At 47.8% G+C, this 13,664-nt stretch carries 15 protein-coding genes; 9 read left to right on the top strand and 6 right to left on the bottom strand.

Features of this window, described 5'->3' with window-relative positions:
• The first annotated feature begins 3 nt into the window (after nucleotides 1-3).
• From HP552_RS07640 to HP552_RS07625, 4 genes are all read left to right on the top strand, one after another.
• A complete protein-coding gene (locus HP552_RS07640) occupies nucleotides 4-1,398 on the top strand; it encodes a GldG family protein (protein WP_175394962.1) in 1,395 nt (464 codons plus the stop codon).
• On the top strand, nucleotides 1,395-2,402 hold the full coding sequence (locus HP552_RS07635; protein WP_175394961.1) for a DUF4340 domain-containing protein: 1,008 nt from the start codon (nucleotides 1,395-1,397) through the stop codon (nucleotides 2,400-2,402). The genes HP552_RS07640 and HP552_RS07635 overlap by 4 nt, the downstream gene beginning before the upstream one ends.
• Nucleotides 2,403-2,598: 196 nt before the next feature.
• Nucleotides 2,599-3,654: a YhcN/YlaJ family sporulation lipoprotein gene (locus HP552_RS07630; protein ID WP_175394960.1), complete on the top strand. Its 1,056-nt coding sequence runs from the start codon at nucleotides 2,599-2,601 to the stop codon at nucleotides 3,652-3,654.
• A 256-nt stretch (nucleotides 3,655-3,910) separates the two neighbouring features.
• Nucleotides 3,911-4,135, top strand: coding sequence for a helix-turn-helix domain-containing protein (locus HP552_RS07625; RefSeq protein WP_017692532.1), 225 nt, complete (start codon nucleotides 3,911-3,913; stop codon nucleotides 4,133-4,135).
• Nucleotides 4,136-4,327: 192 nt separating this feature from the next.
• Here the strand turns inward: HP552_RS07625 and HP552_RS34880 are convergent, their stop codons facing one another.
• Together HP552_RS34880 and HP552_RS07615 are read right to left on the bottom strand one after the other, a co-directional pair.
• Nucleotides 4,328-4,537, bottom strand: coding sequence for a hypothetical protein (locus HP552_RS34880; protein WP_246310796.1), 210 nt, complete (start codon nucleotides 4,535-4,537; stop codon nucleotides 4,328-4,330).
• Between the two features lie 175 nt (nucleotides 4,538-4,712).
• Entirely contained in the window at nucleotides 4,713-4,973 is a 261-nt protein-coding gene (locus HP552_RS07615) for a hypothetical protein (RefSeq protein WP_175394959.1), read from the bottom strand.
• 62 nt (nucleotides 4,974-5,035) lie between these two features.
• Here HP552_RS07615 and HP552_RS07610 point away from each other — a divergent pair, with 62 nt between their 5' ends.
• The 4 genes from HP552_RS07610 to nagA all read left to right on the top strand — a co-directional run bounded on the left by HP552_RS07610 (nucleotide 5,036) and on the right by nagA (nucleotide 8,599).
• Nucleotides 5,036-5,191, top strand: coding sequence for a hypothetical protein (locus HP552_RS07610; RefSeq protein ID WP_175394958.1), 156 nt, complete (start codon nucleotides 5,036-5,038; stop codon nucleotides 5,189-5,191).
• Between the two features lie 583 nt (nucleotides 5,192-5,774).
• Nucleotides 5,775-6,638, top strand: coding sequence for a MurR/RpiR family transcriptional regulator (locus HP552_RS07605; RefSeq protein ID WP_175394957.1), 864 nt, complete (start codon nucleotides 5,775-5,777; stop codon nucleotides 6,636-6,638).
• Nucleotides 6,639-6,641: 3 nt separating this feature from the next.
• Nucleotides 6,642-7,370, top strand: a complete 729-nt coding sequence (gene nagB, locus HP552_RS07600) for a glucosamine-6-phosphate deaminase (RefSeq protein ID WP_175394956.1) — start codon at nucleotides 6,642-6,644, stop codon at nucleotides 7,368-7,370.
• The gene (gene nagA / locus HP552_RS07595; protein WP_175394955.1) at nucleotides 7,367-8,599 is read left to right on the top strand and encodes an N-acetylglucosamine-6-phosphate deacetylase; all 1,233 of its coding nucleotides are present in this window, start codon (nucleotides 7,367-7,369) and stop codon (nucleotides 8,597-8,599) included. The genes nagB and nagA overlap by 4 nt, the downstream gene beginning before the upstream one ends.
• A gap of 323 nt (nucleotides 8,600-8,922) precedes the next feature.
• On the opposite strand, the gene HP552_RS07590 is transcribed toward nagA, so the two are convergent.
• From HP552_RS07590 to HP552_RS07580, 3 genes are read right to left on the bottom strand one after another with little or no spacing between them, the layout of a single operon-like run.
• Nucleotides 8,923-9,555, bottom strand: coding sequence for an acetyltransferase (locus HP552_RS07590; protein WP_175394954.1), 633 nt, complete (start codon nucleotides 9,553-9,555; stop codon nucleotides 8,923-8,925).
• Nucleotides 9,555-10,691: a DegT/DnrJ/EryC1/StrS family aminotransferase gene (locus HP552_RS07585; RefSeq protein ID WP_175394953.1), complete on the bottom strand. Its 1,137-nt coding sequence runs from the start codon at nucleotides 10,689-10,691 to the stop codon at nucleotides 9,555-9,557. Before HP552_RS07585 ends, HP552_RS07590 begins: the two co-directional genes overlap by 1 nt.
• 36 nt (nucleotides 10,692-10,727) lie before the next feature.
• The gene (locus HP552_RS07580) at nucleotides 10,728-11,594 is read right to left on the bottom strand and encodes a glycosyltransferase family 2 protein (protein ID WP_175394952.1); all 867 of its coding nucleotides are present in this window, start codon (nucleotides 11,592-11,594) and stop codon (nucleotides 10,728-10,730) included.
• Nucleotides 11,595-11,797: 203 nt separating this feature from the next.
• On the opposite strand from HP552_RS07580, the gene HP552_RS07575 reads away from it, so the two are divergent.
• Nucleotides 11,798-13,327, top strand: a complete 1,530-nt coding sequence (locus HP552_RS07575; RefSeq protein ID WP_175394951.1) for a glycosyltransferase — start codon at nucleotides 11,798-11,800, stop codon at nucleotides 13,325-13,327.
• Between the two features lie 105 nt (nucleotides 13,328-13,432).
• Here HP552_RS07575 and HP552_RS07570 read toward each other — a convergent pair.
• The coding region (locus HP552_RS07570) for a hypothetical protein (RefSeq protein ID WP_217506354.1) at nucleotides 13,433-13,664 on the bottom strand (232 nt) is incomplete at its 5' end.

The raw sequence follows: 13,664 nt of genomic DNA, 5'->3' as shown, positions 1-13,664 counted from the left end.
AAGATGAAGAAATGGTTAAGTCATACTAACAGTACCGTGTTGTCTGTAGCGGTCATCGGCATATTTATTTTGCTTACGCTGTTTCTGAATTCACTTGGCGGATTCCAGCTGGATCTGACATCAAACAAACAATACACCTTATCGGACCAGTCTCTCACCGCGATCAAAAATGTGAAAGATGATGTCAGCATTAAGGTATTAACGGTTGAAAATGCTAATAATACCGTCTTGAACCGCGAAGTGACTGACATGGTTCAGGAGTATACCAAACGGAACAGCAAGCTGAAGATGGAACAATTTAATCTTACCCAAGAACCGACGCTTGCTTCGAAGTACGGCATTACAGGAAGTTCGATCGTCCTGGAACGGGGAGATCAGTACAAAGTCGTTGATATTGCCAGTCTGTTCACAGCAGTTGGGGATGGAAGTGATGGGTCATACCAGTTTACGGGGGAGGAAAAGTTAACACAGGCTTTGATGAATTTGTCCTCTACCGAAATGAAGAAAATGGTGTTCCTGACAGGGCATGAGGAACTGGGTCTGGATCAACTGACAACACTGCGATCATCCTTAGAGCAGAACAACATCACAACAGAAGAGCTGCAGCTGAGTCAGGCAGGAGTTGTTCCGGAAGATGCAGATGTACTTGCCATCATCGGACCCCAGCGTGACATCAGTGATGCGGAATTAAAAGCGATTCGAATCTATTTGAGCAATGGGGGCAAGCTCATGATGTCCCTTGGTTTTGTGGAGGATATGAAATCCAGCTGGAAAAACATTGATACCCTTATGGCTGATTATGGCGTTGTGGATGAGCATGCCGTCATGGTGGACAACCAGCAGGCCAGCACGATGGGGCCGTTATGGGTCGTGCCGGAGTATGGCACGCATGCCATTACCGACAAACTGTCGGATAACAAACTGTACCCGATGTTATCCCTGTCCATTGCCCTGACGAGCAAGGAGCAGGAAAAGTATACCCTGTCGCCTTTGATCCATTCTTCGAATGATAGTTATGGCGAAACGAATATTGCAGGTTTGCTGCAAAATGAAACTGCAAATGATCCGGATCAGGATATTCAGGGTCCCGTTGAACTGGGATATGCAGCGGATACGACCGATGGCAAACCCAAAGCCGTAATTTTGGGGTCATCCATTTTCATGCAGGATTCGGAAATTGGCAATGGCGGGAACCGTGACTTTATTTTGAATACCGTCAATTATTTAAGTGAAAAAGAGGATGGAGTGACGATTCGTCCACGTGTGCAGGCTGGTTATGAAGTAGCCTACCTGGATGGTACGCAGGCCAGAACGATTTTCTTCGCTGCCATTGTGGGCTTCCCGCTCATCTTTGTTATCATAGGTGTGATCTTATGGTGGAGGCGCAGACGCGTATGAAAAAATGGGTCCCGACAGTTCTGGTCGTATTGGTACTGATTGGTGGCTGGGTTTATGCGGCCAATCAGAATTATTTTCGCGAAGAGGAAGCAGAGAAGGTCAAGTTGCTCGGCATTCAGTCTGAAGACATACAGTCCATTACCATCCATGACCCGAGAACAGACACGACGGAAGCAGAGGCTTCTCCCTCTTCATCAGCGCAATTGGAACTGAAAGATGGCGTGTGGAGCATGGTGGAGCCCAAGGCATACCCGCTTAACGGTTATACAATCAGCAGCTGGCTTGAAGCTCTAAGCGGGGCAGATCAGGAACTGGTTGTGGAAGAGACACCGACTGATCTTGAGAAATATGGTCTGGGTTCGAATGCGACACGTCTGGATATCAAACTGAAGGATAACCGTACAATCACTTTGACGATCGGTGGGCAATTACCTGCAGATGACGCACGTTATGTGCAGGTGGATTCCGGCCCTGTCGTTGCTGTTCAGTCGGAAACGATTGGCAATATGGAGCTGACACGACGTGATCTGCTGGATACGACGCCGTTTAATCTCGATGAAACGAATGTCACCTCCCTGGAATGGGAAGGCGAAGCAGCAACCTGGATGCTGAAGTCTGCTGCGGAGGACGGTGCCACCGAGCGGACATGGACGCTGAATGGTGAACCGATTGAATCCACAGATGCTGTATCTCTTATTGGCAAAATTAAAAACTTGTCTACTGCGGACGATGTCCGTAAAGCTTCGGAACTGGAAGATACAGTGCCTCGGTTTACACTTTCTGTAGAGCAGACTGTAAATGGAGAGACGGTAACAGACGTTTATCGAGGGCTTACCCTTTCATCCGAACCGGATCTGATCTATGTGATCACACCAGACGGTCAGTGGGCATACGCCCTTCAGGCAGATACCCTGCAGGATGCGGAAAACTTCCCGGATACGCTGAAGGCGTCAGATACATCAACGGAAGACAAAGGCGAAGATTCCACATCATCTGCCGAGTAGGCGCGGAAATGCGGTTAGATAGGGATACGGAAAATTTGTCTGTTTATAGAAAAGCGGTGCAGCACGTATAGGTGCAAGCACCGCTTTTTTCTGTTGATTTTTGCAGGCTCGGGTACCAAATCCTTTCAGCATATCGGAGAAACCAGAAGCGCATCCTAACGTTGTGACCTAAACCATACACATTGGAGGATGAGACATGCCAGCAGCCAAAAAGGCGAAAGCAATCAGCTTATCACTGTCTACAGCAATTTTTGTAATGGCCGGATTAACAGGTTGTGGTGATGGCCGGGATAACAACAATTTGCAAACCAATAATGCGGGCCAGGAAGTTAGAGGGCTCAATCGTTATGGTGTGGAGACCAATGGAATGGATGGAATTCGTGCCAAAAGTTATCGTATGCACAATGTCACTGACCTGAAATCCAGTGATGAACTGGCGAAGCGAATTACCGAAATGAAAGAAATCAAGTCGGCCAATGTCCTGTTAACAGACCATAACGCTTATGTTGCCGTCCGCTTGACAGACGGTCACGCTGGCAAGATGGATAGTCAAGCTAATGGAAACGGCAGAGGTAGTCAGAACAGCACGATGAATGGTACGATGCGTAATCGTGCGAGCGGAACCATGCGCAGTGAGAGTTTGAATCAGGATATGGGTGGTATGCGTGTACATGCCGGCGATGGAACCAGGTCTCCCTACACGACTAGTGGTATCGCTCCCGGGTTGAACACAGGTTCGGCTACGGACCGCAGTCATATGGGGAACGACCGCAGCATTTATGGAACCATGGGTACCGGAACAATCGGCATGATGCGCGGGTTGACGAATACGGGCAGAGACCGCACGATGAGTGATGGCCGCTATGGTATGCAGAGTGAGGGACAGAACGCTGGGCAGCGCCAGGACAACTCGGATGACAACACGTCCGAAGAGATCAAAGGCAAAGTTGCTGCAAAAATCAAGCAATTTGCTCCGAATGTGGAGAATGTCTATGTATCCGCCAATCCGGATTTCGTTGATCATGTGCAGACATATGCCGACGATATTCGTAACGGAAAGCCGGTTAGCGGCATGATTGATACATTTCAATCGATGGTTGAGCGCATTTTCCCAACCAATTCGATGAATCAGCGCCGTGATGGTATCCTTGGTGATGGGATGACGAACCGCAACCGCAACAACAATACTGATGGCATAATGAACCGTAATAATAACAATGATGGCATCATGAATCCTAATAATGGTCGGTAGAAAATAGATGAACAAATATGCCTTTGCGCAGATGGCAGCATCAGTGGCAAAGGCATATTTACTTTTAACAAACTGAATTTTGCAGCATGCTCAGGTTACATAACACGAACTGCTCATCCTATACCTATAACCAACAAAATGACTGCCCATTTTTTTCATAAAACTGAACCATCGCCCTTGACCTGACATAAGATGAGTTGACTGTATCCCCTTAACCTTGTTACACCAACACAACCCGAGCAAGGAGGGGTGAACATTGAAGGGTATCGATCATAAAAGCAAATTTTTGTTGACCCACCGTGAACGCGAAGTATTCGAATTGCTGGTTCAGGACAAAACGACGCGTGACATCGCAGGGCAGTTATTCATCAGCGAGAAAACGGTGCGTAACCATATTTCGAATGTGATGCAGAAACTCAATGTTAAGGGTCGTTCGCAAGCAGTTGTAGAGCTGATTAAGCTCGGAGAACTGAAGATTTGACGCGAATAACAGTTAGGAAGTTGAAGCAGCATGAAAGCCTTTCTCTATTCTTTATCATGAAGAATGGGGCAAGGCTTTTATGCTATTGGACTATAGCTTATTCAAATGGGATAATCGACTGTTCCGGGATAGAGAGCTGGCAATACAAAAATAAGCCATATAATGATAACCATCCAAAAGTTATCACTTGGCTTATGTTGACAATTGAATATCCATTAATTCAAAGTCGACTTTACAGGAGGCTCTAATCATAAAATCAATGCTAACAATACCGTCAAAGCCATAAGGTTCTTGAATTGAACCAAGTTGAATTGGGAAATCTCTCAAAGCAACATGCTCAATGCTAAGGTCGGGAATCTGTTGTTCATAGCAAATTTCGCTCGTTCCCCCCACTCCATACATTCGCTTTGCTCTTCCATTTATAAAATCAATGTGGATACCTAATTCAGCGAGTTTATCGGTATCAAAAACGGTGCCGCACAGCCTGTATCAAATAGAACGTTGTGCAATACGATGGTTTGATCATTTTGGGTCAAGGTTAAGGAAACGATAGGTAAACCATGCTGAAGTTGTATTTTCATGTACGCTGCCGTACTCCTGAGAAAAATTCCTCTACAGCTTCAACGTCGTTTCTGCTCGTATGGAATACATACAACTCACGTGTCGGGTGGAGCTTGTGCAACTCTTTATAGCCACTCCATGCTTCTTGCGGATTATCGTAATCCTGAATGACCGCCATATCCTCTAACTGACGTATACGGTTGCTGGAGCTTGCTTTGATTGCTTCAACCACTACAAAACGACCTGGATGCAATTCAGTGATCTCTCCCCATTTCATCGGCTTCACCTCGCTTGGATGTAGTATTTGTATTATAGCATAGTTACTCAAGGATGAAGGAAGTGAGCACGTACGGGCAATCCAAGGCAGACATTACGTTCTTCATATCCATAACTGACGATGATGAGGCCGAAGAGCTGGAAAATCGATCGGTTGTATTGATGACAGAAAGCAGCCTGGCCAGTGACTTTTTGAAACGATATGACGGTTTGGAGTGAATTATTGATTTAGACGAGTTGAGCCAGAATTTATATGATTAAATTAAAGGAATGGAATTTATTGAACCTGCATTGAATTTATTTCAAAGTCTTCCTCTATTCTTGAACAAGAAGAAGGGGAAGGCTTTTTTATATCCTGAAAAGAAATGAACTTTCTACATCAAGTTATTCTCTCGAATAAATGATCTCCATTTTCCCTTCGAAAAAGGTAGGTAAAAGAGCTGCTCCAACTCCTCGTACCCGGTTTCATCCAGATGAAGGCAGAGTGCTTTTTTGGCGATTTTGGCGGCTGGTTGCGAAACGGATTTCCGACTTCCCGCTTTTCGCCTGACCGGTATGTGAAACTGCAGCAAATTTTCGAGGCGGTCCCAGCCTTCCCAGCTTAATCTTCCGCCACGTTTCCAGTCAATTGCTTATAGGGCATAATAGTTCCGGCCTCCGCTGTGCTTCACAGCAAATTCTCTTTTCAATAATGGCATAAACCCCTTGATTTGCAGATTGAGGTTGATTAAAATGAAATTATAAAAATTATTTTCTTAAATTCATATAAAAATATAAAAATTATTTTCAGAGGAGAATACTCATGGCAGCCATCATACATGCATTACAGCAGGAGCTGGATGGACTTCCATCGCAGGAAAGGCGAATTGCAGAGGTCATTTTGCAATCCCCGTCTGATATACCAGGCTGGACGATTAACCATCTCGCACAACAGAGTGGTACCAGTCCGGCTACGGTAACCCGCTTCTGCAAATCATTCCACTTCAAGGGTTTTCCTGATTTCAAAATGAAGCTTGCGGCAGAGCTGTCTCATTCGACCGACAAAACAGCCTATCAGGATATCGTGGCAGGTAACCCTTTGTCCAAGATTGTGGAGGCTATAGAAGCCAACCATCTTGCATCCATTGCGGATACCACCCGATTGTTGGATTTGGGCAGATTGGAACATGCGGTTCAGTTATTATGCCACGCCCGCCGCATTGACCTGTACGGTGTCGCCACTTCGTCGATTGTTACACAGGATTTCTACCAGAAACTTGTGCGAATCGGCAAAAGCTGTACCGCCTTCTCGGATTCACATATGCAGATTACTTCGGCTTCCTCACTGAGTGAAGGAGATGTGGCCATGGCAGTATCTTACTCGGGGGAAACACCGGAGACCATCGATGCACTGCATTGTGCCAAACAAGCGGGAGCCGCCACGATCTCGCTTACTTCTTATGGTAACAACAAACTTGCGGCAGTATCAGATATTCCGCTGTTCACGTCTTCGCTGGAAGAAGGCATGAGACGGGGAGATATGGCTTCCCGCATCGCGCTGCTGCATGTCATTGATATTTTGTTCACAGGCATGGTGAGTGCCGATTTCGACCGTTTTATTCCCAAATTGGAACAATCGTATCACAATGTACAATCCTATCGAGTTCAACATAATGGAGGTGCTTGAGAGATGAATATACGTATTTTTGAAAATGAAGAAGATCTGAATGCTACAGGTGCGGGCCTGATTGCCAGCTTGCTGCAAACGAAACCAAGGGCCGTGCTGGGACTTGCTACAGGAAGTTCTCCAGTAGGCATATATAAACAGCTCATTAACTTGTATCAAAAGGGGCTGGTGAGTTTCGCGCAGGCTTCTTCCTTCAATCTGGATGAGTATGTCGGGCTTCCGGTGGAGCATCAGGAGAGTTATCGCAGTTTCATGAATGAACAGTTGTTTCATCATATTGACATCGATCTGGCCAAAACCCATGTGCCGAATGGGCAGGCATCCGATCTGGACCAGGAATGTGCCATGTATGAACAGCGTCTGGATGATCGTGGGCCTGTAGACCTCCAGCTGCTGGGTATCGGACACAATGGTCACATTGGCTTCAACGAGCCGGGGAACGAATTGACGGGACGCACCCATGTGGTGGATCTCAAAGAAGAGACACGCAAGGCGAACGCCCGTTTTTTTGAAAGTATTGATGAAGTTCCTGCTCAGGCAATTACGATGGGCGTAGGTACGATTCTGAAGGCCAAACAAATTCTGCTGATCGCACGTGGCGAGGAAAAGGCAGAAATTATTCGCGAAGCCTTTATGGGACCCATTACAACCCAATGCCCGGCTTCCTTGCTGCAATGCCATCCGAATGTAGTTGTTCTGCTGGATCGTGCCGCCGGGAGGTTGGTAAAATGAACCAGTCAAGTAAAGCTCATTTGGGAAAAGAGAGCGGCAGCCCCATTTATCTTCTTCGCGGTAAAATGGTACTGCCTGACGGTCTGGCGCAGGATGGCCTGCTCGCCTGGACCGAAGGGAAAATTGTGTACGCCGGCTCACCAGAAGGGCTGCCGGCATCAATCCATCGTGAGGCGGTATCCTTGCCTGTACCGAATGGGGGCGTTATTGTCCCCGGATTCATTGATATTCATGTCCATGGCGGCAATGGAGAGGATTTCATGGATGCGAATAAGGAAGTGCTGGACAAGATTACTTCATTCCACAGCACGCAGGGAACAACCGCCATGCTTGCAACGTCCATGACCGCTCCAAAGGACAGACTGGATCAGGTACTGGCTGAAGTGGATCGGTATCGTTCCGAGCCGATGCCGTTTGCACAGCTGGAAGGCGTGCACCTGGAAGGTCCTTTTTTCAGTCCGAAATGGCCTGGTGCGCAGAATCCGGAACATATTGTGCTTCCGAATGTATCGTGGCTGGAAGCATGGGAAAAACAATATCCTGGCTTGATCCGTCAAGTGACGCTGGCACCGGAGCGTGAAGGGGCACTTGAAGTCATTGCATGGCTGCGGCGGCAGCGGATTACGGCAGCATTGGGTCACACGGATGCCACATACGAAGAGGTAGAGCGGGCGGTTGAAGCCGGGCTGCATCATGCGGTACATACGTACAATGCAATGACTCCGCTGCATCATCGTAATCCCGGAGCTGCGGGAGCGGTGCTGAGTGATCCGCGAATTAGTGCTGAGATCATTGCGGATGGCATTCATGTGCACCCTGCGGCAATCTCGATTCTGGCCCAGCTCAAACAGTCTGCCGATCAGATCGTACTGATCACTGATGCGATGTCTGCTGCCGGGCTCGATGACGGAGAATATAAGATTGGCGACCTGCCTGTGATCGTAAAGGATGGCGTAGCCAGATTGAAAGACGGCGGCGCACTGGCCGGAAGTACACTGACGATGATTCGTGGTTTCCGCTATTTGGTGCAGGAAGTGGGCATGAGCCTGAATGCAGCATCCCGTGCGGCCAGCCTTACCCCGGCACGACTGCTTGGGATCGACCATCGTACGGGTTCCCTGGCTCAAGGGAAACAGGCAGATGTCGTTTTACTGAATGCGGAGCTGGAGATAGAAGGTGTGTGGGTGAAAGGGGAAAGGTTGCAGCATTCGTCGACTACTCGAACGTGAGGTAATAGGATGCCGATCATCTGAATCCAGGATTACAATAAACAAGCGTTGCACTGCAGAATTTTTTTCTGCTGTACAACGCTTGTTTATTTATTTCAGCATTTTGCATCATTCGATATTAACGCTCACGCGCACATTATGTAGACGAATAGAACCATTCGGTCTACATAATGCTGCTTGGAGGTCGCTTCATGGCAAGAAAATACTAGTACATCTGACCCTATTGTGTCTTTCTTTGCATTTTTTTGCGGAGAGAAGAAGGTTCCAATTTTGTTGCATCTCAAGGTGGATGTGATCCGCTGCTGAAGTTTACCGTTCTCAGATCATAGATTTTTTTTCACAACAGCAGGAACTCCTGCGGCCATGCAGTATTCAGGAATATCGTCCTTCACAAAGGCACCGCCACCTACGACGGACCAGTTCCCAACCTTTATTTTTTCCCTGACCGATGCTCCGATACCAATATATGCTCCGGCTTCGATAACCACGTTTCCTGCAAGGCAAACCCCGGGACCCAACGTAACATAGTCGCCGATAACTGAATCATGGCTGACACTCACGCTTCGATTCAAGATCACATGCTGTCCGATACGGATCTGTTCCGATATAACGCCCCCTTCAAAGATCATGCTGCCTGCTCCAATCACATTTCTCCGCGACCAACGGACATTAGGGTGGATTAATGGAGGGGCAAATCGAAATCCTGAACTTGCAGTTGTGAGGGCAAAGCGCCGCTTCAACGCCGGATCTCCAACCCCTGCGCATACAATCCCCACTTCATCCCTCAGCAGTTTGATATCAGCTAATGTCCCGAGAATGGGGAGGCCCTCCACGGTTAGCCCTTTCATATGTGGACGCTCGTCCAGAAGCCCGACGACTTTAATGTTTAATTCTTCACATAACCAAACAATTTCACGTGCGTGTCCTCCTGCCCCCCAAACAATTAGCTTCAACATCAGCTTTCAACCCTTTCTAATGTTGTGAGGGCACCAACAACTTTGCGTATATGATCTCTGTCCATTTCCTCCCATAAAGGCAGGCTGACAATATGCTTTGTCATATATTCGGTCATTTGGAGACTGGCATGGGGGCACGATTTGAACTGCTTTTGCTGGTGACATGCTGGCGAAAAGTATGTTCTGGCTTCAATGGAATTTTGATCGAGGCCATGAAGCACCTTCCGGTTTTCCAGAGAGGCGGGACTGAGAATAGGTATGAACTGGTGGACAACCGATCCCCGCAGCGTTTGCAGGGACCATCCATGTTCCAGCAAGCCTGCTCGATGAAACTCGTGAAGATAAAGCTCATGGATGGACTTGCGGTTGTGCTGAACTGTCCCAAAGTGATCCAGCGTGGCCAAGGCAATTGCAGCGGTGTATTCGGATATTTTGCTGTTCAATCCCGTAAAGACAGATTCCCGGCTTCGGGAGAAACCGAAATTGCCGGCCTGGCGAACCCGCTGGATCAGATCATGATCGGCACTGTACACGAGCCCTCCTTCACCCACAGCAAAGGATTTCGTCGCATGAAAACTGAAAACGACGGCTCCCGGGAATCCGGTGCCGAACTGCTCTCCTGTCTGTGCCTCCGTCGTGCCGAAGCTGGCAGCCGCATCGATAACAACCGGAATACCATGCTGAACCAAATCATGATACGGTGACAAGTCCATGGCGTTGCCAAAGGTGGCATAGGGTACACATACGGCAATCTGGTCTCCGAGATGCCTGACGGCATGCTCCAGCTGAGCACGATTTAACTCCCATGTATCGGGTTCAATATCAAGGAAGTAGGGCTCCAGTCCGCACCATTGCGCGGCCAGCGGCGTAGCTGCAAAAGTAAAACTTGGCATCAGCGCATACTTCCCTCCGGGGCGCTTGCTCTGAGCGATCGCCAGCATCAGGCCAACGGTAGCGTTATGCACCGTTACCGCGGATCCTTGGCCGTTAAAGCTCTCTTGGATGACCCGTTGCTCGAACTGTTGGTTCAGGGGACCGTAATTGGAATATAGGCGGGTTGATTCTATGGAGTCAACATAGGGAAGGAAAGCTTCTTTTTTTACGAGCTTGGGTCTTAAAAAAGGGATATCATACATGTTTCGTCTCCTTTCCTGGGCGGCAGGAATACAACCTTATCCATTTAACGATGACAAGAGGGCCTCGATTCGTTCCAAATCCGTATGGATTTGCGGACGCCCCTGAATGCTCAGTCGATACGCATGAAGAGCGCTTCGGAACAAGACGTCCGAATGCAGATATCCCTGATCACGGGATGCGATCACGATATCGAGCCATTCCGTCATGGATGTCCGAGTCAGCTCCTGGTTATTTTGACTTTGATGTTTGCGAAGACTGCTTAGACCATCGGCAATATACACTGCTTTGCCTTTGGAGAGCAGGTTAAGCCAAGAGGCGACGTCGTTCAGCAGGCTGTACTGCCTTCCATTAAATGTTCCGAATGGGTGAATCAGGTCCTTTTTGTGGAACAGGACGGTGGTGGGTTCACCAATCACGTTCAGGCAGCGGCTCAGCATGTGGTTAGCCAGATCGTAACCGTCCAAGATTCGGGTCTCTTCATATAATTTTCGCGATGCATAGATCGGTGGAAGAATCTCACCTTGTTCATTTATGATGTTCCTGTAGGAAGTGACAAGAGAAATATTCTCAAAATTTTGATAATAATAAAGCATTCTTTCGATCTTTTCCTTGTGGAATACATCGTCATCCATCAGATAGTTGACAAATAAGCCTGAAGCCAGATTAAAACACTTGTGCCAGTTACCCAAATAGAGGTTTTTATCGTTTTTGAAGTATTTAATCCGGACATCTTCATGCAGATAAGGCATCAGCATCTTCTGGACTTCATTGTTCGTGCTGTCATCGCATATGATGATCTCCAGGTTGGAGTAGGTTTGTTCCAGTACGCTTTCAAGTGCAATCCGCAGCGTGTCTGGGCGATTGTAAGCCGGGATGAGAATGCTTACGAGCGGGGAATTCATATTGATTCCACCTTTCTGGCGGTTAGTTAGGTCCTGAATGGGAAGGCAGGTTTCCTTGGCTATTGTGACGGTTTCTCAAGCAGCGAATGATTCGCCAGCACTACACATACATGTATATTACGCGGAAGATAAATGATGCAGGTCTGGTACATATTGCGCTCTTTTTTGTCATTTTTGCAATGAATTTGTAAAGGAGGACGAACATGTTGGTAAATGAAATGCCGATGCTGATGGCACATCTGTTTGTATCGGATAAGATACCAAAAGAGGAAATCAGCAACTTGACAGCAGAACTTGAAGCCGCCCACATCAAAGTGAGGCTCTATCAGGCAGACCAGCCTCCCGCCGGGATCCTGTTCCAGAAACCAAGGGTGTACGTATCCCTTGGCGAGAGTTGGGAACAATTCCCGGGTCTCTTCTCGTTGCCACCTCATGAGAAGAGACGCTGGCTTCATTACGGCTCGGTTGATGAAGTCAGCTCCACTCGGTTGATGTTTTGTTGGCTTAAAGCTACGGATCCGCTTCCCGAGAATAAAAACGTTCCTCCGTCCCAATTTTCTTCCAATACTCCGTTAATTTCCATATTCACGGCAAGCTACCGATCGGGTGATAAAATTCAGCGGCCTTACCAATCATTGTTGAAGCAGACCTATAGCAATTGGGAATGGGTCATTGTAGATGATTCAAATGATCAGGAAGACAATTACAGCCGGTATCTGATGTCACTGGAGGATGAACGTGTCCGGAGATATCGGCAGGATGCAAGTAACGGATATATCGGCTCGGTCAAGAGATATGCTGCAGGATTGTGTACAGGTGAAATTTTGGTAGAGGTGGATCACGATGATGAATTGATGCCGGATTGTCTTGAGAAAATTGTAAGAGCTTTTCAACAACACCCGGAATGCGGCTTCGCCTACGGTGATTGTTCCGAGGTGTATGCAGGAAGCAATAAGGCCCATTGGTATGGGTGGGATTGTGGGTACGGGTACAGCGTTTATTATCGGGTATGGCTGCATGATATGGATAGATGGCAAAATGTACAAAAGCATACAACGATTAACGGCAATACCATTCGTCATTTGGTCGGTCTGCCGAATCATCCGCGCGCATGGACACGGGATTGTTATCATATGGTCGGAGGCCATCGGAGCGAACTTCTCGTATCGGATGACTATGATCTGCTTGTGCGTACATTTCTGTGTACCCGGTACCTCTACATCCCGGATTTACTGTACATCCAATACCGTAATGAGAACGGGAACAATACAACGTTCACCCGAAACAAGCAGATTCAGGTACTAGTCAGGGAATTGAACCGAAGTTACCGGCAAAGGATCGGATTGAGATTAACGGAGCTGGATCTCCCGGAACTGCTTCCTTACAACCGAATCTGGCAGACATCTCCCCAGGATCCCGCCAGAAAATCGGGAAATATCCTTTTGGAGGACGCTGCAAGGGTCTCTGTTATTTTCCCGCTCCCCTATTCATGGACAAAGCCAGACTACACCCAGTTATACAGCACAATACAGAGGGGGAATGATAGCGGGTTCAAGGATATGGAAGTCATTGTTGTTGGTCAAATACCCGAGGAACTGGAAAAGTGCGCTTCCCTGGCTCCATCGGGAGCCATTCGCTGGTGGCCGATGGATCCACAGGATTCGTTAGACATCTGCATCCAATATGCCAAAATCATCGCTTCATGCAGGGAAAAGGTTGTTGTTATGCCCTGAGCCTATCAAAAACTAGAGAAAAGGGCACATGGCCTGGCATGCTTGCAAGAAGCGCCACGGTCATGTACCCTTTGCGGGAGATTGTTGTGTCCTAGTATTCAAAAATCAACAACATTTGAAGTTCATCTTATATTGGGAGTTAGGCAGGTCCTTGGTCACCCTGAGGTCCTTGGGTACCTTGAGGTCCTTGGTCACCCTGAGGTCCTTGAGTACCTTGAGGTCCTTGGTCGCCCTGAGGTCCTTGAGTACCTTGAGGTCCTTGGTCACCCTGAGGTCCTTGGGTACCTTGAGGTCCTTGGTCGCCCTGAGGTCCTTGAGTACCTTGAGGTCCTTGGTC

It is taken from the genome of Paenibacillus xylanilyticus, from assembly GCF_013359935.1.
GTDB classification, from domain to species: Bacteria; Bacillota; Bacilli; order Paenibacillales; family Paenibacillaceae; genus Paenibacillus; species Paenibacillus xylanilyticus.
Note: the sequence above shows the minus strand (reverse complement) of the source record. Positions and strands in the feature narration are given on the sequence as shown.